Genomic DNA, 21,946 nt, shown 5'->3' with positions numbered 1-21,946 from the left:
TATGATTTATCCACAGAATTTTGAACAGAAAATAGGATTTGACGAGATACGTACTTTATTGACGGGACACTGCCTGAGTACGCTTGGCATAGAGCGCGTCGTACAGATGAAATTCCTGACGGATTTGCATCTATTGCGCGAATTGCAAGAGCAGACACGGGAATTCCTGCGCATTCAGGAAGGAGAAGAGGACTTTCCGGAGCAGGACTTCTATGATGTACGCCCGGCCATCAAACGCATCAGAATAGAAGGTACTTATCTCGACGAAACGGAATTGTTCGACCTGAAACGCTCGCTTTGCACGATTATCAACATCGTACGGTTTCTTAATAAGGAAACCGAAGAAGATAACGACACAGAAGAAAGACGCCCCGCCGACGATGCCTCCGTCCCCTATCCGGCTTTACGCCGCCTGACGCAAGGGGTCTCCGTCTACCCTCAATTGGTACACCGCATTAAAAACATACTCGACAAATACGGCAAAATCAAAGACTCGGCATCCGCCGAACTGTTGCGCATCCGCCGCGAACTTGTCGCTGCCGAAAGCGGAATCTCGCGCACACTGCACGCCATCTTGCGGAACGCGCAACAAGACGGCGTGGTGGACAAGGATGTCACTCCCACCATGCGCGACGGACGTCTGGTCATTCCTGTGGCACCGGCTTTAAAGCGTAAAATAAAAGGAATCGTCCACGATGAATCCTCCACAGGACGTACGGTCTTCATCGAACCGGCTGAAGTGGTGGAGGCAAACAACCGTATCCGCGAACTGGAAGGAGAAGAACGGCGTGAAATCATACGCATATTGCAAGAATTCACGGCTGAGGTCCGGCCTCATTATCAGGAAATACTGCAATCCTACGAGTTTTTGGCCGAAATAGACTTCATCCATGCCAAGGCCGGATTGGCCCACCAGTTCGATGCCACGACACCGGACATCAAAGGGGCGCCGCTGATAGACTGGACCATGGCCCGCCATCCCTTGCTATACCTGTCCCTGACCCGTCACGGGAAAAAAATCGTACCGCTCGACATCGAACTGAACGGACATCAGCGTATTCTCATCATCTCCGGTCCCAACGCGGGCGGAAAATCCGTATGCCTGAAGACCGTAGGCCTCATCCAATACATGTTGCAATGCGGACTTCCCGTTCCTATCGGGGAAAACTCACGCACCGGCATTTTCGGCAGTATCTTTATCGATATCGGGGACGAGCAGAGCATAGAGGACGACTTGAGCACCTATTCCAGCCATTTGCTCAACATGAAAAACATGATGAAAGCTTGCTGTGGCACCAGTCTTCTGCTCATCGACGAATTCGGAGGCGGCACGGAACCGCAAATCGGCGGCGCCATAGCCGAAGCCGTCCTGAAACGGTTCAACCAAAAAAAGACCTTCGGCATCATCACGACACACTACCAAAACCTGAAACACTTCGCCGAGGACCATGAGGGGGTAGTGAACGGGGCCATGCTCTACGACCGCCAACACATGCAGGCCCTGTTCCAACTGCAAATCGGCAATCCTGGCAGTTCTTTTGCCGTGGAAATCGCCCGCAAGATAGGCATTCCTGAGGAAGTAATAGCCGATGCGTCCGAGTTGGTGGGCAAAGAATACATCAACGCGGACAAGTACCTGCAAGACATCGTAAGAGACAAGCGGTATTGGGAAAACAAACGGCAGAACATCCATCTCCGGGAAAAGGAAATGGAGAAGACCATAGCCCGTTACGAAACGGAAATCGCAGAGTTGCAACGCAGCCGGAAAGAAATCTTGCGCAAAGCCAAAGAAGATGCCGAACAACTGCTCCGGGAATCGAATGCCAAGATAGAGAACACCATTAAAGCCATCAGGGAGGCTCAGGCTGAAAAAGAAAAGACCCGCAACGTACGCCAGGAATTGGATGATTTTAAAAAGACCTTGGACGACATCGAAAAACGACATGAAGCGGACAAGATAGCCCGCAAAATGCAACAACTGCAGGAACGGAAAAAAAGACAGGCCGAACGGAAAGAGAAAAAAGCATCCGAAGCCGCCATGCGGAAAGCACAGCCCGATGCCTTGCTGCAAACCGCACGGGAAGCGGAAGAACGCAACCGTCCCCTGCAACCCGGCGAAACCGTACGCATCAAAGGGCAAACCACCGTAGGCACGATAGAGGAGATAGACGGAAAGAACGCCATCGTCACTTTCGGCATGATGCGCACCAACGTGAAACCGGAACGGTTGGAACGGGCCACAGCCCCCGATGCCCCGGCACGGACACAGGCTGCCACCTTCGTCAGCAAACAGACGCAAGACAGCATATACGAAAAGAAACTGAATTTCAAACAGGACATCGACGTACGGGGCATGAGGGGAGACGAAGCCATCCAAGCTGTTACCTATTTTATAGACGATGCCATAATATTAGGTATATCCAGAGTACGCATCCTGCACGGGACGGGATCCGGCATCTTGCGAACCCTGATTCGCCAATACCTGCACACGGTGCCCGGCGTAAAAGATTTCAAAGACGAACATGTACAGTTTGGAGGATCCGGCATCACCGTAGTAGACTTGGCCTGACTTCAGGGCGGCAAATATGCACTGCAAAGCGGATTCGCATATTATTTTTCCAACGGGACAAGGACTAAATAGGCCATTATTTATTACCTTTGTACCCAATTAAGTACATATTGCGACTTTTTAGACTTTAAGAAAAAGATTATGCTGGAGAGATTTTTAAGTCAAACGACGTTCACGTCGCAAGACGACTTCATCCAAAATTTCCATGTAAAGGTACCGGAGAACTTCAATTTCGGATACGATGTAGTAGATGCATGGGCCGCAGAAGCCCCGGACAAGATAGCCTTATGTTGGACGAACGACCATGGTGTACACCATGACTTCACTTTCTCCGAACTGAAAGACTACACAGACCGTACGGCTTCTTATTTCCAATCGTTAGGCATCGGGCACGGAGACATGGTCATGCTTATATTGAAACGCCGGTATGAATTTTGGTTCTCCATCATCGCCTTGCACAAGATCGGAGCCGTAGCCATTCCGGCCACCCATCTGCTGACCGGAAAAGACATTATCTACCGTAACAATGCCGCCGACATCAAAATGATTGTCTGTGCCGGCGAAGAGGTCATCTTGAACCACGTCAAAGACGCTCTCCCCTATTCACCTTCCGTCAAACATCTCGTTTCAGCCGGACCAATCGTGCCCCATGGTTTTGAAGACTTTCAAAAAGGCGTTTTAGGAGCCGCACCGTTTGTCAAACCGGAACATCCCAACCGGAACGATGACATATCCCTGATGTATTTCACTTCGGGAACTACCGGCGAACCGAAGATGGTGGCTCATGATTTCACTTATCCGCTCGGGCATATCGCAACCGGATGTTATTGGCATAACCTGCACGAAAACAGCCTGCATCTGACCGTGGCCGACACGGGATGGGGAAAAGCCGTATGGGGAAAACTGTACGGCCAATGGATTGCCGGAGCCACGGTTTTTGTATACGACCATGAAAAGTTCCATCCGGCCGACATCCTGCAAATGATACAAGATTACCATATCACATCGCTCTGTGCCCCCCCCACGGTCTTCCGCTTCCTGATTCGGGAGGACCTGACGCATTACGACCTTTCTTCCCTGCAATACTGCACGATTGCAGGCGAGGCGCTGAACCCGGCCGTGTACGAAACATTCCGCAAACTGACCGGTATCAAACTGATGGAAGGCTTCGGACAGACAGAGACGACTTTGACTATCGCCACATTCCCATGGATGGCTCCCAAACCCGGTTCCATGGGAGTACCTAATCCGGAATATGTAGTAGATTTACTCAAAACAGACGGAACATCGGCTGCACCGGGCGAACAGGGACAAATAGTCATCCGCACCACCCATGGCAAACCATTGGGATTGTTCAAGGAATACTACCGTAACCCAGGCCTCACCCGTGAAGTCTGGCATGACGGCATATATTATACAGGCGATGTGGCCTGGAAAGATGAAGACGGTTATTTCTGGTTTGTAGGACGGGTAGACGACGTCATCAAAAGTTCCGGCTACCGCATCGGTCCCTTCGAAGTGGAGAGCGCATTGATGACACATCCTGCCGTAGTGGAATGCGCCATCACAGGCGTACCCGACGAGATTCGCGGACAAATCGTAAAAGCTACCATCGTACTGGCAAAAGACTACAAAGATGTAGATAAAGAGCATTTGGTCAAGACTCTGCAAAACCATGTCAAACAAGTCACTGCACCTTATAAATACCCGAGAGTCATCGAGTTTGTAGACGAACTGCCCAAAACCATCAGCGGAAAAATCCGAAGAGTGGAAATCCGCAACAAAGACAATCAGAAATCTTAATCACAGGCTGCTCATACAGTCTGATTTTATACTTTTAAATTATGAAACAAAAAATTCTATTGCTGTCATTCCTGTTTCTCAGCCTGATAGGGTATGCACAACCCATCGACTGGAACAAGAAACTTCCGGCAGACCCGAATGTCCTGATCGGCAAGCTACCGAACGGTATCACTTATTATCTCCGGCATAACGAAGAACCTAAAGACAGGGCCAGTTTCTTCATCATCCGCAATGCAGGCGCCTTACTGGAGAATGACGATCAAGACGGCTTAGCCCACTTCTTGGAACACATGGCCTTTAACGGCAGTAAGAACTTCCCGGGCAACAGCATGATTTCCACACTCGAACGCCACGGTATCTCTTTCGGTGGAAACCTGAATGCCTACACCACGCAGAACGAAACGGTGTACAACATCAGTGATGTGCCGATGGCAGACGAAAGCCTGACGGACACGTGCCTGCTCATCCTTCACGATTGGTCTTATTACCTGACCCTCGACCCGAAAGACATCGACGAGGAACGCGGGGTCATCACAGAGGAGTGGCGTACACGCAATACCAGCGCAACCCGCATCTATAACCAGAAAAGACCTATACTCTACAAAGGCTCGAAATATGCCGAGCGTGATGTCATCGGCAATTTGGATGTCATCCGGACATTCAAGCCCGAAACCCTGCGCGACTTTTACCACAAATGGTACCGCACGGACTTGGAAGCCATTGCCATTGTAGGAGATTTCGACATCAAGAATATGGAGGGAAAGATAAAGAAAGTCTTTTCGTCCATTCCCGTTATCCCTAATCCGGAACCGCGCCCATTTTTTGAAATCCCGTCCCATGACGAAACTTATTTCTGCCTGGCCACCGACAAGGAAGCTACTTCATCCAACGTACAAGTTATCCGCATCTTCCGCGACAAAGAATACGACGGCAAGGGATATGCCACGTATCAGGACGTGAAAAACGGTTTGATGATCGGCTTTTACAACAGTATGGTGGGTGAACGTATCGGAGAGATTATTCAACGCGGACAAGCCCCTTACGTAAAAGCTTCGGTCGGCTTTTTCGGCATGGCAAGGGGATATTATGGTTACTCCGTGAGTGCGACAGCTAAACCGAACCAGGAAAAAGAAGCCCTCATCGGGGCCTTAGAGGAACACGAACGGATATTCCAACATGGCTTTACCGAAGACGAACTGAACCGCGCAAAAGCCAATATGCTGACAAGCCTTGAATCTATGGTGAAAGACAAGGACAAAACTTCCAACGATGCTTATGCTGAGGAAATGCAATCCCACTTCTTGACCAACGAAGCCATTATTGATATTGGGGACTACGCCGAAGCTGTCAAGGAAATCCTTCCGACCATCACGGCTGAGGAGGTATCCCAACAAGCCCGCAGATGGTGGAAAGCGAATAACCGTACCATCGTCATCAGCGGCCCGAGCGAAGGCGTCACACACCTGACGGAACAAGAGGCCCGGGACATCCTTGCCGAAATGGAAGGAAAGGAAGTAACTGCATACGAAGACAATAGCGTAAAAGGCAACCTCATCGAAAAAGAGCCCACAGCCGGAACAATCACAAAAGTGAAGGAACTGCCACAATTCCAAGCCGAAGAATGGACTTTAAGCAACGGGGCAAAAGTAATCTACCGCAAGGCCGATTATGAAAAAGACGAAGTGGCCTTAGCCGCTTACAGTCCCGGTGGTTCTTCTTTATATACGGATATCAATTTCCTCCCTGCGGCATCCAATGCCGGACAATTCGCTTCGAACTACGGCTTGGGAACCTACGACGAAATCGCATTGGGCAAGCTGCTGACTGGTAAAAAGGCCGGGTGTGAGGTCTCTATCAGCGGATTGTATGAGAACGTCAACGGAAGCTCTACGCCCAAAGACTTCGAAACGATGATGCAACTGATGTACCTCCGTTTCATGGAACCTCGCTTCGATACTCTGGCACATAAAGTCATCATCGAACGCAACCATATCTATGCCAAGCAGATTGCCGGGCAACCGCAGACCATCATGCGTGATTCTCTCTCATTGATTTCTGCCAACTACAATCCGCGCGTACAATTGTTCAACGACGCATACGTAGACCGGTTGACGCTCGACCGTATTGAAAAGGCTTACCGTGACCGTATCTGCGACGCCAGCGATTTTACTTTCTTCATCGTCGGGAACGTGGACAAAGACACGGCGCGGGGCATGGCCCAGAAATACATAGGTTCCCTCCCTTCCCTCTACCGGAATGAGAAGTGGGTGGACCGTCAGGTCAGGGCACCGAAAGGCAAAGTGGAAAAGAACATAGAAATTCCGTTGGAGGTTCCGAAGTCCACAGTCATAGTCCTGTTCAACAGGGAAATGAAATATACCTTGAAAGAGGCTTACACCATCAACATACTGGGTAATATCCTCACCAACCGCTATACCAAGACTATCCGCGAAGAACAAGGCGGAACCTACGGCGTAGGAGTAAGCGGATCAGCCTCACGCGAACCCTATAACAATTATAATATGTATATGACCTTCGAATGTGACCCTGAAAAGGCGAATGAGCTAAAACCCTTGCTTTATAAGGAAGTGGACAATATCATACGTGAGGGTGTTACGGAAGAAGAACTCAGCAAAGTGGTCAAGAACACGCTGAAAGAGGCTGAACAAAGCAAACAGCACAATGCTTATTGGCTGACCACCTTGGTTACATATTATAAGACAGGAGTGAACCTGAACGACCCGAAAAACATGGAAACCCTCGTGACTTCCATCCAACCGAAGGACGTGCAGAAGTTTGCCAAGAAGTTCTTCAAGGAAGCAGATATCATTGACCTGATATTCTCACCGCAGCAGAAATAAACAAGAATGGGAGGAAAACGGAACACGTTTCCTCCCATTTTACTGATTACATGTTTCCCCTTCCAAGAGTTTTTCAGAAAAACCCCTTCATCCTTCAGGCCGTACACCAACTACTTGTCACGAAATGTATTATGAAATGAAGGAGAGATAGGCCATCTTTCAGTTCCATTTCATGGCAGAGAGCAATAAAAAGTTCTGCGCCGAACGATTTTTCAGTATCAGCCGAACGATTTTTCAGTCTGCGCCAAACGGTTCATCAATCTGAGCCGGTTGAAATGAATCATGGCTGAAAGATATCTGAAACATTCCTCAGATTGTAACATCAATATTATGAAAGAATTACCATACAACCTGAAAGATGAAGGATATTTTTGTGAAATCCCTGTGTAGGGGATGTTCCCACAAAGTTTTTACGCCCATATCAAAACACCGCAAAAAACGTTTGATTTAAATTAACGTAATTCCGATACAACTTTGCTGACAACAGAAGTCTGATATTCCCCTTCCACAAGTTGTCATGACAACACCGGTTAAAAATATATGTATCCGGTTTATCTCTTACTAAGAGAGCGACTAATCGACCGCTAAAGTAGGTAAAAGAAAGCAAATGAAGAAATTTATTTTGTTAAAATTTACCCCCCCCTAAAACAAATAACAAAATACGCAAACCTTTTGCGAAATATTTTCCATAATAATAGCTGTAACATAATGAGTTACGCGGCCTGTACGCTCTCTTAGTAAGAGATAGACTTGTAAAATGCTAAAAAAGTGTTGATAACCGAATTGTACGATATTGTTTGAATGCAAAAGTTGATCATTAGGACACTCTTGATGTGGGTTTGCTTGACACCCGCTATTCTTTACGGGCAATCCTTATCCGGAACAAAGGACGTAAAACACGATACCGTGCCCTTCCTTAAACGTTGGTCCATCATGACCAACGCCGTGGATTGGGTAGTAGCCACTCCGAACCTCGGGGTGGAGTTTGACTTGGCAGGCAATGAAAAGACCCGTTTCTCCATACTTATGAACGGCAAATATAATTGGAATACCCACCATTCCATACAGCCGCGCATCGTGTACAACGTAGCAGCAGGAAATGTGGAATTCCGGAAGTATTGGCGTACGGGTGGCTCGATCAGAGGGGCTATGGAACGCTACACGAAAGAAAACCGAGACACCACCATTTCCTTACCTCTCTGGGGCTTCAGACGCTTCAGACGCAATGTGCTCTCCGGACGTACATTCACAAATCCCCGAAATTGGCGCGCCTATTATGTAGGTCTATACGTCGGGTATGAAAAATACACTTTCAGCTTAGGAAGGAAGGGAAAACAGGGCGACAGTTATAACTTCGGCTTCACCGGAGGGTGGAGCGTTCCCCTTTATCCTTTCAAGGATGGTCGAAGCGTAGACTTGGATCTGGGTTTGGCCGTCGGTGCCAAGATGACGGCATACGACAAGTTCGGCTATGACGAAGAATACGGATGCTACACTTACCAAGGCTCGAAAGGACGGCATATCGTACCTTTTCCGGTGGTACAGGACGTACATCTTTCATTCGTCTTTCGCTTCCGCTCTATCGGAAAGAAAGTACAGGGGGGAGCCGAACGTTACGACGAATGGGATACCCGGCAAAAAGAAAAATTCAACGAACGTGTACGCGTACGGCAACGCAACTGGGAAATCCGTGACTCCATGTACAAGGTGCGCCGCAAGGAAGCAGAAGCTGAGAAACTCTCACGCGACTCGCTCCGCCGCACACTGGAGCTGAACGACTCACTAAAAGATGTGACTAAGGAGAAGGCCAAAGCAGAGGCCGGGGAGAAGGGCAAGTCCCGCCGTAAGAGGAAAGGAAAGAAAACGGAAGGGGAAGAGCAAGTGACGGCTGCCCCCCAAGCCACAACGGGCAACGGCACCTCCGAAACACCATCCGGAAGCGCCAAAGCCGACACGCCCGAAGACACTGGCGACAAGAAGAAAGCAAGCCGGAAAGAAAAAAGACGTAAGAAGAAAAATAAAGAATCCAAAGAAGAAGATCCCGTGGAAACCTATTTTCACATAAAAGGCAAACTATCCGACGGATATTGGGCCGACAGAGGAAGGCTACGACACAGCATCCCCGAGAAAACAAGAAAGGAGGGACGCGTATGAAACCGTATAGCAGCCTGATTGCCGCACTCCCGCTCCTCTGCGCCATGGCTTCATGTACAGAAGTGGACTTATGCCAGGCAGAACACCCTCACCGTTCTTTCATGGATTTCCGTTTTCATTGGAAAGAGGAATACCAAGGAAACCGCCCCGACAGCATGGGAGTAATAGCCGTGCGTCCGGTCAACATCTTGCGGTATGAATTCCGGATAACCGCCGAAGAAAACGGCAACAACGGCATCCTCATGCAGCCCGAGACGGAAAGGCAGCCTTCGGCCGACACGTTGGATCCAATCGGAACGCACAACCTATGGGTTCGCAGCGGTGAATATAACTTCGCCACATTCGGATGGGACGAAGGTGAACTGGTAGATGCCACCGACATCGTGGACGCGCAAGGCGACGCAGCCACATTGGGAAGCGGCCTGACCCCACTCTACCTTACCTACCGCCACTACCCTGTAGACGATCCGAAAGTGGCGGGGGCGTATGGTGAATGGAAGGATTACAACGCTTACTCCGACTTCATCTCCAGTGAGGGTGCCCCCGTGTTCTATGCCCGGGTGGACCATGTGTCCGTCCCTTTGGACAAAGAAGGGACAGGCCAGGTGGTAGTGGACTTCACGCCCGAACCACTCACGCAGGACGTGTCGTTCGCATTCCACATCGAAAAGACGGCAGGCGTGGTAGTGGACAGCCTTACGGCCGAAATCTCCGGCGTACCTTCCACCATGGAACTGACCACGGGGCTGATTCTGGCCCAAAAGACCTACAAGCTGTTGTTCAGGCCGGCATACGCCGCCCTGCCTTCAGCGGCCGATAGCACCTCGACGGAAGCGTTGCGTTGTGAAGCCGCCGTCAACATTCCCGGCATCGTGCGAAGCCATACTGAAGACATGGTCACCGGACCGGGCATCCTGCAGATTGCCATCTACACCCACTATGACTACGAAGAGGAAGGAACACAAAGGAAAGCTGCCAAAGTGTTCCATGCAGGCATCAACCTCTACCATACCTTGAAAGAGTGCAAGTCACTGCAATGGGACGAAGAGGCAGGCGGTTACCGGCAAGCTAGCCGAAGCATCACAGTGGAAATTGGCACACCACTGGAAATCGACAAAGACGGTATCCTGAACAGTGGCAGCACCTCGACCGGACTGGACCAGTGGATACCCGGCGAAACGTTTGAAATTGAAGTGTGAAACGTATGAAGAGGAAAAGCAAACATACTGAAATGAAAAGATACATCGCAGGAATAGGTTTGTGCTGCGCACTCGCAGCCTGCAACGAGTCCTACCCCGGACTGTATGCGCCCGTCTACGACGCAGACAACCCGAACCCGGAAATGACAGCGGACAGCATCCCCGTCACCCTGTCGCTCACCGACCCGGCCTACGCTTTAGTGACGGGAAAACGGGGCCAAGGGTCTTTCGGCTTTTGGGACGACGAAGAGGAACGTGCCAAATGGATGGCAGCGGAGTTCGGCGTCTACGCATTCCTGACGCGCAACCATGTGTACGACGGCCCCTCAGACCTCACAGCCGACGAAACTTCCACTGGGGGCGGTGCGCCCCTTTGCCTGATAAACGACCGCAAAGCACGGATTTCAGCCGCCTGCGAACTGATATGGGCCGATGGCGAGCCGCCGTATTACAGCGCGGTTTACCCGGAGCATAAATACAATTTCTTCCTTTATTATAAAGGAGATGCAGAAGAATATGCCCCGGAACAACGGACACAAGGCAGCATCACCAAGTTCTTCCGGATTGACGGCACACAAGACCTGATGTCGGCATACGCCCGTCCCGGTACAGAAGATGCCGAAAGGCTGCCGGACAATGATGAAACCAAATATCTCATGAATCATGCCGGGGATTTGGTATACAGCACGAAAAGTGCCCGCCTGCATGTCGAACCTCATCTTCGCGTGAAGCACGAACTGGCACGGCTCAACTTCCTGGTACAAGCTTACGATACCCTGAAGCAACAAGGACGGGAAATACGCATACAGTCCGTCGCCTTGGTCATCCCCACGAGGGCGCAATTCACGGTAGCCGCCGACTGGGCCGGCGTTTCACACGACTGGACGGACGAGACCAATGCGCCCCGGACGGGCATTTCATGGGAAGCGGAGTGCGACACGGTCTACGTACCCAACGAAAACACACCGACCGAATTCGGGGCGACACTGAAAAGGGAAAATGCCACGTTCGACCCGGAACCCGGCGTGAGCGACCCGGAAGAAGAGCCTGTCAAAATCGGCAAGCCACTGTTGGTTCCTCCCATAGACCGATTAGGGGTAATCATCTACTACCGCTTCCTCACGGCTAATCCGGAGGATAAGATTCCTTCGGGGTCCATTTTCATTGCCAATTACAGCAACTTGCGGCTTGAAAGCGGATTCCAGGCCGGTAAAGAGCATGATGTACTGTTGAAAGTCTACGGCCCGCGCAAAATAGAACTGGCCGTGGACGGCAAGGGACTGGGATGGATTTCGGGAGGCGACATCACCGTCGGAGAAGAAGAGGAAGATACAAACTGACGCAATGCTGACACAATGCGTGTAATTAACATATTGTTTTACTAAAATTTTTATTTTATGAAAAAATTATTTTTTGCATCTGCTTTAGTAGCAGGCATGGGTATGTTGGGAAGTTGTTCCAACGACGACGTTGCCGTAACCAACGGCACGTCCGGTATAGGGATTGGCAACGGACTGGTGCCGGTAGAACTGGCCCTGAACGGCCCCTCTGTGTCGGTTGAAAAGCGTGGGATTGGTACCGTCGGCGACATTGAAGGACAAGAAGCCAATAAATGGATGGGAGAAGAGTTATACCTTCTGATGATGCAACGCTCCAAGTCTGACAAAAACCAGACTAATCCGTGGGGATTCACCACTTGGACTTATTTGAGTGCTGCCGAATCAGGTACTGACGACCCAAACATCGACGACCCTGACTATGACGGGGTAACAGAAGAGCATAAGGATCCGACAGCCACAATCGTCAATTTCCCCAACGTAAAAGTCACGGCTCCTACTGGTGCAACATCCGGGGCACTGTCATGGGCAGACGAGATGTCTCCCAAGTATTATCCCGACGGAGGCATACATGATTTCTTCGCTTATAACATCGACGATGCCGCAACGATTTACACTAATCCTGTTTGGAAAGCGAATAAAACGGACGTAAGCGTGAATACAGATTTCATGGTACGTGACTCATTAGTGGATGGCGAAGCTAAGATGAAATATGTATGGTTCAAGATTGACGGTTCACAAGATTTGATGACAGGTGTAGCCACAAATGCAGGGGATGATGATGACGAGGGCAAGAACTTAGGCTTCTCCGCCCAAACGGCTCGTGCCGGTATCAAGCCTGCTATCAACATGCAACACTTGCTCACCCGTTTCACTTTCACCGTACAAGCCGCAGCAGAATCAGCCGTAGGCCTCAAAGTTACGAACATTGCGGTAAAATCCAAGACCACGGGTAAAATGATTGTGGCTTACGACTTGACCGACGGAACATTCAAACCGGAGAACATGTTGGAATGGACGCTTCCTACCGGTAGCGAACCTGCCATAGAAGAACCTGTAAAACTATATTTGAAGAGCCGTACTACAGCCAACTCAGCTGTAACAGACCTCGAACCAGTCACAATCAATGAAGGTTCCGGTGAAGCCCCTGACAAGACGTATGAAAAACAACCGATAGGCCATGCGTTGATGGTAGCTCCGGGAGAATCAGAATATACGATGTATATTACCATAGAACAGACATTCGAGGAAAATGATTCTGAACACGAAGCCGTAGGTGAAGTCACCTTGGAAAAGTCCATCGATTTGACCAAAGGTGGAACAGCATCAGGCGCAAAAGCCGACGCTGGTTCTTCTTATGCAGTCAATGTGAAGGTCTATGGCATGGCCAAGGTTGAAGTCGACGCCACGCTTACCGGTTGGAAGAACGGTGGTGACCTCGAAGTGGATACAAACGTCAACTAATAAACCCTACAGAGACAGATGAAGTTACATCATTATCTTTGGGCCGTGGCAGCAGCTTGCACGCTGCTGCCCGGCTGTTCCAACGAAAACCTGTCGGATTATGCGGCCGCCCCCGTATTCATACCCGGCAACAGCGAAGTGGAAATCCGCTTCGCCGCCCATTCGGATGACGTGTCCACTTCTGTGGACAAGCGGGCCACAGTGGACGATGACGGCAATCTGGACAAAATGGGAGTGTTCTGTCTCGCACGTGGAAAACAGGAGAAAAACGACGGCGCACCCGATATCTCGTGGTTCGCCCCTGAAGACAACTACGCTTCCTGCCTGATGAAAAACGTGAAAGCGAAGAAGGAAGGCAGCAACGTGTCGTGGGACGGGCACTACTTCTACCCCATCAGCCAATTCTACATGTATGAATTCTACGGCTACTATCCGTATGCAGAGGATACCCATATCACGTATGAAGCGTCGGCAGACGGAGACGGTTCCGGCGGCCCGCGCCATCGCGCCACAGTGCATTATACGATAGACGGCACGCAGGACATTATCTGGGGGAGAGCCACGCTCCAAGACAAGTATGCTTACAGCGCACGCTACTTCCGGGAGAACGCGGACGCAGCCATGCCCTTAATCGGCTTGCAGCACATGCTGACACGTTTACAGTTTCAGGTGAAACCCGGAGCGGATCCGCTAAAAGAAGAATCCGTGTTTGAGGATGCCGACAAGATTTCCGTGAAGTCCATCAGAATCCTCGATACGCATTCCAAAGTAGACCTCATCGTGGCCGACTTGGAAAAACGTGAACCATGGGGAGAAGATCCGGACAAGAGGCTCACGCTAGCTGAAAGGATCAAGCCATCGGACGACAGCGCAAGGACAGATTTCACGCTCAAGGATGCACAAGACGGAGACTTGCAGCCTGTAGCCATCGGCACTACCTTGGGACAGGCCACGAGAGTGGGCGGCAGCCTGATGCTCTACCCGGAAAAGAAATACCGTCTTGAAATCACGCTGCACAAAGAGGGGGAAGCCCCAGAAGAAGGCTTCGACATCACTACGGAAGAATGGCTTACCGTAGGGCCTCCTTACGGTGCTTCCGACAGCGAGACCAACCTGTTCCGACAAGGAATCTCTTACATGGTGACCATCACGGTGAATGACATAGAAGAAGTGAAAGCGAATGCCAGCCTCACCGATTGGCAGGATTCCGTCAACGGCCCCTCCGTCGAGTTATGACATGCCCTCCCTTCTGGCATAAAAGCCCGACGGCACATCTTCCGGCCGCATGCCTTGCAACCGTGTGCGCCGGAAGATGTTTTGAATAAAAAAGAACAAACCAATCGAAAAGAACGAATGAAACGCCTTTTATCAACAATCATAACAGTAGCTGTAACAGCCGGACTGAAAGCGCAGCTATTGGCCCTGAAGACCGACGCACTATGGGATGGACTGATGACCCCCAACTTAAGCATGGAAATCGTTACGGGCAACAAGACCACTTTCGGCCTGTCCGTATTCGGCAACTACAAACCGTGGGGCATGGACATGAAAATGGCGGGTGCCATCCCCGAGTTCCGCTATTGGTTCGGCGGACGCCCCATGATGCGCGAATTCATCGGAGTGGCAGCCCTTGGCACGTCTTACGACATCACGTGGGGCAGCGAGACCTATAAGGGCGACGCCTGGGGTGGCGGACTGACTTTCGGCTACGCTTTCTTCCTCTCGCCCCATTGGAACATAGAATGTTACGGGAGTGTGGGTGCCGTCTACTACGACCACAAGCATTACTACCGCGACGACCATTATTCCGAAAACCGCCGCACAGCGCACGGCTATGCCTTCATCCCGTTTAAACTCGGCGTTTCCTTCGCCTATATCATCAAGTAAACCCGCAACTTGCATATCACCATGTATAAAACGAATTTCTATATGATTACACGCTACCTGCTGTTCCTGCTGTTCATCGTAGCGGTCCATATCCCCGCAGAAGCCCAGGTGAAGAACATCAATATCACGGTCCACCGCACGGAAGACCTGAACAGCAAGGAAACCACCCCTTGGCGGAATGCCATCGTATATGGCTTCTTCAATGCGAGCAAGGCCAGTGCTTTCGAAAAGAAATGCCAAGAGGAGGAAGCCAAGGGCAGGACCTATGTCCCACAATCAGAGTCAGAGTACGACGCCTTGGGCGAGACCGACCAGGATGGCTACTGCCTGATGCAGCTTCCACTGACAGGCTATATCATAGTGAAACCGGAAGGAGCCACCCTCGTGAAGCAGCCATTGCGCGGCAGAATGGACATTACAGTGACCTGCTTGGCCGCCAAGCAAATGGGCACAATCACCAAAACCGCCAAACGCAAGCGGAAGAATGAACCGCAAATCCCCAACATGTGCGGTAACCGCATGGTGGTCGGCCCTTTCTACTATTACCTGTCGGCCGATGACACGGATGACAAATCACGCATCATCGTCAGCCCCGTGGTCAAGGCGATTCCCATCAGCGAAGAAGTGAACCTGGACGAGAATGAGGAAGAAAGCAACGGCGAGGTAGTGGGCCATCTGGTTCCTTTCGTGAAAGACGGCGAACAGTTTCAAAAAGGCAACTTGCGCCGTATGGGCTTTGACGAAACCCGCGACCCCTTATTCAAATACCGTGAAGGAACGTTCATGCATTCCCATGTGGAAGATTCCATGCTCATCCACTTCGTATTGGAACCCGTAGACCGCAATACGCGTTACCGGGTGGATGCTCTTCAGGCATACGGCATGAACTCCAACATCCCCTATCGGCAAGACAGTGTCTGCCTGAGCGAAGGCTATGTAAAAGATCCCATGCGCTTCTTGGATTACAGCCTCATCGAGCTTCCCATCAACCGCGAGCGCTATGCACGAAGAGGACGGGCAGAATTCAGCAAAGACCACGAAAAGCTCGATTTGAAATTCGTGGTAGGAGAAGCACGCCTCGACCCGACAGACACGTTGAACTTCAAACAAATGAACCAACTCAAAGACAACATGTCGCGCTATATGGGTGCCGATGCGGGCATCACCAGTGCGGTCATCCACGGGTCGGCCTCGCCCGAAGGCGGCAACGCCATCAATGCCCGCCTCTGCCGCGAACGTGCGGAATACCTGCGCGGCGAATTGAGCCGTTTCCCGGCCTTGCAGGATGCCCGCCGCACGGGCGAAATCAAAACCACCCACAAGGTGGCCACATGGACTGATGTGGCGAACCTTTTGGAAGCCGACTCGCTAAAAGAAGAGGCTGCCAGCGTGCGAGCTGTACTCTCCACGACGAAAGACATGGGGCGGCAGGAGGCCGCCATCCGCAAACTGCCGTGCTGGGGCATCATCGAACAGCAGATCCTGCCCCAACTGCGCATCGTGGACATCGAATACCAATACTACACCAACCGCGTGAAGACACGTGAAGAGATATGGGAACTCTACCAGACCGACCCCGGATACCGCGCCGGGCAAAAACAAGTACCTTACGAGTTCTACGAACTACTCGGCATGATTAAAGACCCGAAGGAAAAGGAAACTATAGCCCGGGCCGCCTACACGTCGGTCAAAGACGAGGACGGCCTGCGCCAATGGCCATTGGCAGCCTACGAACTGGCCCGGTGTTACGCCCAACGCGGCGTGGCAGACACCAATCTGCTCAAACCTTACATCGACGTGCAACTAAATCTGGAATACCACAAACAAAAAATGGACGACTTCGGCAACGCAAGTTGGCAGGGATGGTACAACGACGAAGCCATCGTCACATCTCACATTAAGATGTTGGCCAATGCCGGTGCCTTCGCTTCGGCCTACCGCGTAGCGGAAATGCTCCTGCCTGACGGCAAACCGGAATATCGCAGACTGAAAATGTTCCTTCGCTGCCTGAACTGCGAATGGAACGACCCGGAGGTCATGGATACCGTATCAAACTCCTCATATTGGAACAAAATCGTCGTATTGGCGGCGCAGGAAGACCCCGGATGCTGGGGCACTGCGCTCTACATGTTGGACGATGCCACACAAGTATCCCCCGCCGACCCGAGAGCCCTTTACCTCAAGGCACAGCTACGCTTCAACTTGGATGCTCCAAAACGCACCACGACGGGATACATGGACGACAATTTCATGTTCGATGAGTTTTTCGAACCATCGGCCGATGACCCCACGGTGAACAGTTTCGGGGACAAACGTATAGACTGGGGATTACCTATGGTACAATGCTGCCTGAAGGATGAGCGCAACCTGAAATACATGCTCAACGACGGTACATTCAACAAGGAATACCGCAAAGCGTTCAAAAAATACTGGAAAAAACTCAAAGCCGATCCGGAACAATGCCGCAAGATATTGACCGATTTGGAGAAGTCCGCAGCCCCCCAACAAGCAGCGCAGCCGGCAATCCCCGGAGATGCCGAAAATGGCGGCGCAACTACGGGGGAACAGGACATAGGGACAGGAGACGCACCCACAACCACCTCGTCTGCCGAAGCGGCATCCGGAACGGAAATCCAGACCAACAGTGCCGACACGGCCAGTCCGCCTGCCATACCGGTACAACAACCCGCCGCAACACCCATGGAGGAATGAAATGAATATGAAAAAGGCATTATAGGTTCAAGATGACATAAACGGTTGGTAAAGAATAAAATGGCATAAAACAAAGGCAAAACAATATAACGAATACAAAACATGATGATGTACGAAAAATATACAATAATATGCACATGCCTATGCCTGTGGTACATATCACCGGGACAGGCGCACACGATGGTGACAGCGGTACGGCCTGTTGTGGAAACACCCGACAGCACGGCGACATCCTCCACACCGGAAACAGCCGACACCACTGCGATACGGCCAACCACGGAAACACAGGTTTCCACGGCAGTATCCACCTCCTCCAAACCCAAATTGGACCACACCGTGGATTTCAACCCCTTAGACTACCTGTACTCAGACCGTTACGTGGAAAAAGGCGATACTTTCCGCAACCGTTTCCTTGACCACCTGTACGTAGGATTCACGACAGGCTTCTCGCAAGTATCCCCAAAAGGCCAGCGGGCCATGAAGAACGGGATACCTTTCGGTGGCGTGGTTGGGTATGACTTCAACCGGCTACATGGCCTACGCGCCACGCTATTGCATACGAACTACGACATGAAGGACGGCAATGGTACCGTGAAACAATGGGAAGCCAATATAGACTATGTATTTCATCTGTCCGATTACCTTTATGGCTACGACAAACGACGCATATTCCGCATCTCTCCGACTCTCGGCGTGGGCTATATACATTCCGTTTTCCAAGGGGAGCTCGCTTCCATTTTTAAAGGACAGGCAGGTATAAACGTCGGTATAGGTCTCGGACGCAACGCCAAGTTCTTCATAGAACCGTTCTTTTCCGCACTGACCGACCAAGCCGACCATTCCGGCCATACGAACGTGTCAAAGTATGACATACAATACGGTGTGAAAACCGGCCTGACGGTCAATATGGATAATACCAATGACTTTTATAACAGCGAGGTGGTCTATACACGTGGATTTTTCTACGAACTGGCACAAGGTGTGACTTTTTATGACAGCGACGATTTGGGCTTCTTCAAAACGACCGGCACGGGCTACAAGATTTCCGTGGGCCGGTGGTTCGACCCCATCGTGGGACTCCGCCTCTCGGCCACGGCTTCCGAATATTATTGGAGCTACAACACCACGGCATCCACCGAAGCCCGCCCCTCCTACGAGACACGTTACAAGGGCAGCATGTTTGCCGGACGGCTCGAAGGATTGGTCAATCCTCTCAACTTCTTCCCCTATTGGCGGCAAGTACGCCATCCGTTTGAGATGAACATCGCCGTGGGAGGCGAATACGGTTGGCTGACCAAATACATCCCGGGAACGGATAACGGCCTGAAATGCAACTACGCCGGTTTCACAGGTGCCGCCACTTTCCTGTACAGCATGGACAAAGAAACTTCTTTTTTCGTGGAGCCCCGTGTGGTGGTGGCCAACTTCCGCGAACCATACGTGAATGTGGATCGCGAAGCATCCTTCACCGAAACTTCGGCCTCCATATCGCTCGGCGTGCGCGTCTGTGCAGCCAACCGGAAAGAACGCGCCTCGTGGCCCCCTTACATCTTCGAGCCACGCCTGTTCTCCGGCGTGCAAGTAGGAGGGCTAAAACACATGCGTTCGGTGAACACCGTGGGCGACTTCGCCCTGAACTACTCGGGACAGTTCTACGTGGGCTACCACCTCGGGCCTTACGTCTCACTCAAGGCTGCCATAGAGTATGAAACCCTCAACGAAAACAAGTATGGGAGTTATGTGGTGGATTTCATGGGCGTGGAGAAACAATTCACCGCACTATGGCAATACCGCTACAACCTGCTGAACATCAAACTGGCCTATATGCTTAATTTATCCAACGTCTACCAGAAATATGACTTAAACCGGAAGTTCAACCTCTTCGTGGAAGGCGGTGCCTTGTACAGCAAGTGCATGTCGGACAATGCCCGGATATACAGCGGCGAACTCGAAGTGGGTTCCTCCCCCCGTCCTCTGTCCGCCGCGAACCCTGGCGGAGCACCTGCATTGTTGCTCGGTGCCGTGGCGCAATACCGTATCAACGACCAATGGAGCCTGCTACTCGAACCGGAAGTCCATTATTACTTGAAAAACGGTTTCATCGGTGGTGAAGTATTGTCACCGTTCAATGACATAGTGGCCAAGGTTAGTCTCGGCACAAGCTACACATTTTAATAATTGTTTCTAACAGAAAAGAATATCCGTGAGGTTATCATTCATAAATTACATAATAAAAGACATCCCTTGGGTGGATGTCTTTATTTTTTCACGATATGCTCTTCATGACCCTGCAGAAACTCTCGAAGGAAGCATCGAGGCATCCCAATTGATAAGGAGCAAGATGCAAGGAGAAGGTACCCTTCACCGGCGTCAGGTCGAAATACAGCTTGGCCACGCTGGCCAGATTGAACGACAAGGCATCGCCTTTTTTCATCAGGAATTGGCAACAACGCACCAGAAGATCGCGTTCATGCTCCAACTGACGCATACACTGGAATAATAAATAATAACAGGACATTCCTCTGCCCTGCAACAAATATTGCACACGTTCGTGCGACGTATCTACATGAAGGCTTCCGAATAAATAAGACAATTCCTCCGTATCTTCCCCGAAGACCTCCACCATAAACCGGATGAATTTGGCACGGTCCAATTCCGTCCCGGCATCGTTCAGGAACTCCGCTACCGGCACATAGCCGTCTTGCCGCAATGTAAAACCGGTTTTTTGCTTCCGAAGGGGAACGGACTTGAGCAAAGTCACCAGAAAAGCTTTGGAATTACGCACCAACAGGAAACAAAACGCTTCCCAAAACACCGTATCCGAGACACGAGGCATGATTTGCATGCTGATGATTTCACCGGCCATACGGAACTCGCGATGGGACAAGCCGTCCAGATACACAGCCAATCCGTCCCAATCGCCCGACTCGAAATAGGATTCAAGACGTGCTAAAATCAACGGATTATAATATTTTCCATACGCCATAAGCCCGATAAAATAAAAAGGCGAAACTTTTCCGGTTTCGCCTTTGTGCTTTTTGAGCCTCTTGTCGGATTCGAACCAACGACCCCGAGATTACAAATCACGTGCTCTGGCCAACTGAGCTAAAGAGGCGGGTGGGAAAGCTTACTGCATCGCGCCGCTACAACCAACTACCCTTGCTGCGATCAAGCCCTGGGGGATTCGAAGGGAGCTGGCCGTACAGGACTTTCCCGTTTGCGGTTGCAAAGGTAGGAACTTTTTCTTTCCGTTCCAAACATTGGTATATACTTTTTTAATGCATTCCTGAAATAAAACTCATTTTCAACCGCTTAGATTTTACAAAAATAAAGAAGTTTAGTTCGCCGTATTCCGCTAATTTTTCGTATTTTTGCACGCTAAATGTAATATATGTCATAATGAATGCAATAAGCTACAAGCAACTCCGTGCTTTTGCCGCCCAATACGGTGCCGTGGTGGGCCTGATGTGGATTGTCAGTTTTGCTTTTTATATTATCGGGTTGACCCGTCCGCTCGTAGGCAACGTGGGTCTCATCATCGGATTGTTGTCCGTGGTGACAGCCGGTTTCCTGATACGGAAATTCAGAGGTGAAGTGTTTCCCCTTCGTTTCGGCCAGTCGTGGTGGATGGCGACGCTGATTTTCATGTATGCCTCCTTGCTCATGGCGGTGGCCCAATTTGTTTATTTCCGCTACATCGACAACGGATTGCTCCTCCAGACTTATTCCACCATCATGCAACAGCCCGAGGCTGTAGCTATGATGCAAAGCATGATGCCGGGAGAGGACGTGGCCGAAGTCAGCCGCCAAGTCATAGACCTGCTTAAAAGTATCTCTCCCATACAACTGACTTTCGAATTCTTAGTATATAATCTCATGTTCGGCTTCCTACTGGCCATCCCCACCGCGTGGATCGGATTGAGCGGAAAGAGCCGTACGACTCACAGTCAAAACCGATAA

At 50.7% G+C, this 21,946-nt stretch carries 13 protein-coding genes and 1 tRNA gene; 12 read left to right on the top strand and 2 right to left on the bottom strand.

Features of this window, described 5'->3' with window-relative positions; all coding sequences use genetic code 11:
• The first annotated feature begins 1 nt into the window (after position 1).
• From E0E47_RS01030 to E0E47_RS00980, 11 genes are all read left to right on the top strand, one after another.
• Positions 2-2,569 (top strand): endonuclease MutS2, encoded by a 2,568-nt coding sequence (locus E0E47_RS01030; RefSeq protein ID WP_130892630.1) that lies wholly within the window; start codon positions 2-4, stop codon positions 2,567-2,569.
• A 141-nt stretch (positions 2,570-2,710) separates the two neighbouring features.
• The gene (locus E0E47_RS01025) at positions 2,711-4,372 is read left to right on the top strand and encodes an AMP-binding protein (protein WP_130892629.1); all 1,662 of its coding nucleotides are present in this window, start codon (positions 2,711-2,713) and stop codon (positions 4,370-4,372) included.
• 41 nt (positions 4,373-4,413) lie between these two features.
• Positions 4,414-7,233, top strand: a complete 2,820-nt coding sequence (locus tag E0E47_RS01020; RefSeq protein ID WP_130892628.1) for a M16 family metallopeptidase — start codon at positions 4,414-4,416, stop codon at positions 7,231-7,233.
• A 906-nt stretch (positions 7,234-8,139) separates the two neighbouring features.
• Positions 8,140-9,387 (top strand): DUF3575 domain-containing protein, encoded by a 1,248-nt coding sequence (locus E0E47_RS01015; protein ID WP_232038283.1) that lies wholly within the window; start codon positions 8,140-8,142, stop codon positions 9,385-9,387.
• On the top strand, positions 9,384-10,586 hold the full coding sequence (locus E0E47_RS01010) for a hypothetical protein (protein ID WP_130892626.1): 1,203 nt from the start codon (positions 9,384-9,386) through the stop codon (positions 10,584-10,586). The genes E0E47_RS01015 and E0E47_RS01010 overlap by 4 nt, the downstream gene beginning before the upstream one ends.
• Before the next feature lie 32 nt (positions 10,587-10,618).
• Complete coding sequence (locus E0E47_RS01005; RefSeq protein ID WP_232038282.1) at positions 10,619-11,926, top strand: hypothetical protein; 1,308 nt, start codon at positions 10,619-10,621, stop codon at positions 11,924-11,926.
• A gap of 57 nt (positions 11,927-11,983) precedes the next feature.
• Entirely contained in the window at positions 11,984-13,387 is a 1,404-nt protein-coding gene (locus tag E0E47_RS01000) for a fimbrillin family protein (protein ID WP_130892624.1), read from the top strand.
• Positions 13,388-13,405: 18 nt separating this feature from the next.
• The gene (locus tag E0E47_RS00995) at positions 13,406-14,623 is read left to right on the top strand and encodes a fimbrillin family protein (RefSeq protein WP_130892623.1); all 1,218 of its coding nucleotides are present in this window, start codon (positions 13,406-13,408) and stop codon (positions 14,621-14,623) included.
• Between the two features lie 117 nt (positions 14,624-14,740).
• On the top strand, positions 14,741-15,274 hold the full coding sequence (locus E0E47_RS00990; RefSeq protein WP_130892622.1) for a DUF3575 domain-containing protein: 534 nt from the start codon (positions 14,741-14,743) through the stop codon (positions 15,272-15,274).
• 21 nt (positions 15,275-15,295) lie between these two features.
• Positions 15,296-17,986, top strand: coding sequence for a hypothetical protein (locus E0E47_RS00985; protein WP_130892621.1), 2,691 nt, complete (start codon positions 15,296-15,298; stop codon positions 17,984-17,986).
• A 102-nt stretch (positions 17,987-18,088) separates the two neighbouring features.
• On the top strand, positions 18,089-20,161 hold the full coding sequence (locus E0E47_RS00980) for a hypothetical protein (protein ID WP_232038281.1): 2,073 nt from the start codon (positions 18,089-18,091) through the stop codon (positions 20,159-20,161).
• A 91-nt stretch (positions 20,162-20,252) separates the two neighbouring features.
• Here E0E47_RS00980 and E0E47_RS00975 read toward each other — a convergent pair whose 3' ends face one another.
• Both E0E47_RS00975 and E0E47_RS00970 read right to left on the bottom strand, forming a co-directional pair.
• On the bottom strand, positions 20,253-20,972 hold the full coding sequence (locus E0E47_RS00975; RefSeq protein ID WP_008624855.1) for a hypothetical protein: 720 nt from the start codon (positions 20,970-20,972) through the stop codon (positions 20,253-20,255).
• A gap of 55 nt (positions 20,973-21,027) precedes the next feature.
• A tRNA-Thr gene (locus E0E47_RS00970) sits at positions 21,028-21,101 on the bottom strand.
• A 284-nt stretch (positions 21,102-21,385) separates the two neighbouring features.
• Here E0E47_RS00970 and E0E47_RS00965 point away from each other — a divergent pair.
• Positions 21,386-21,946: a DUF4199 domain-containing protein gene (locus E0E47_RS00965; protein ID WP_008624854.1), complete on the top strand. Its 561-nt coding sequence runs from the start codon at positions 21,386-21,388 to the stop codon at positions 21,944-21,946.

Source organism: Paraprevotella xylaniphila YIT 11841 (genome assembly GCF_900683745.1).
Classification (GTDB): Bacteria; Bacteroidota; Bacteroidia; order Bacteroidales; family Bacteroidaceae; genus Paraprevotella; species Paraprevotella xylaniphila.
This window is presented reverse-complemented; position numbering and strand designations above follow the sequence as displayed.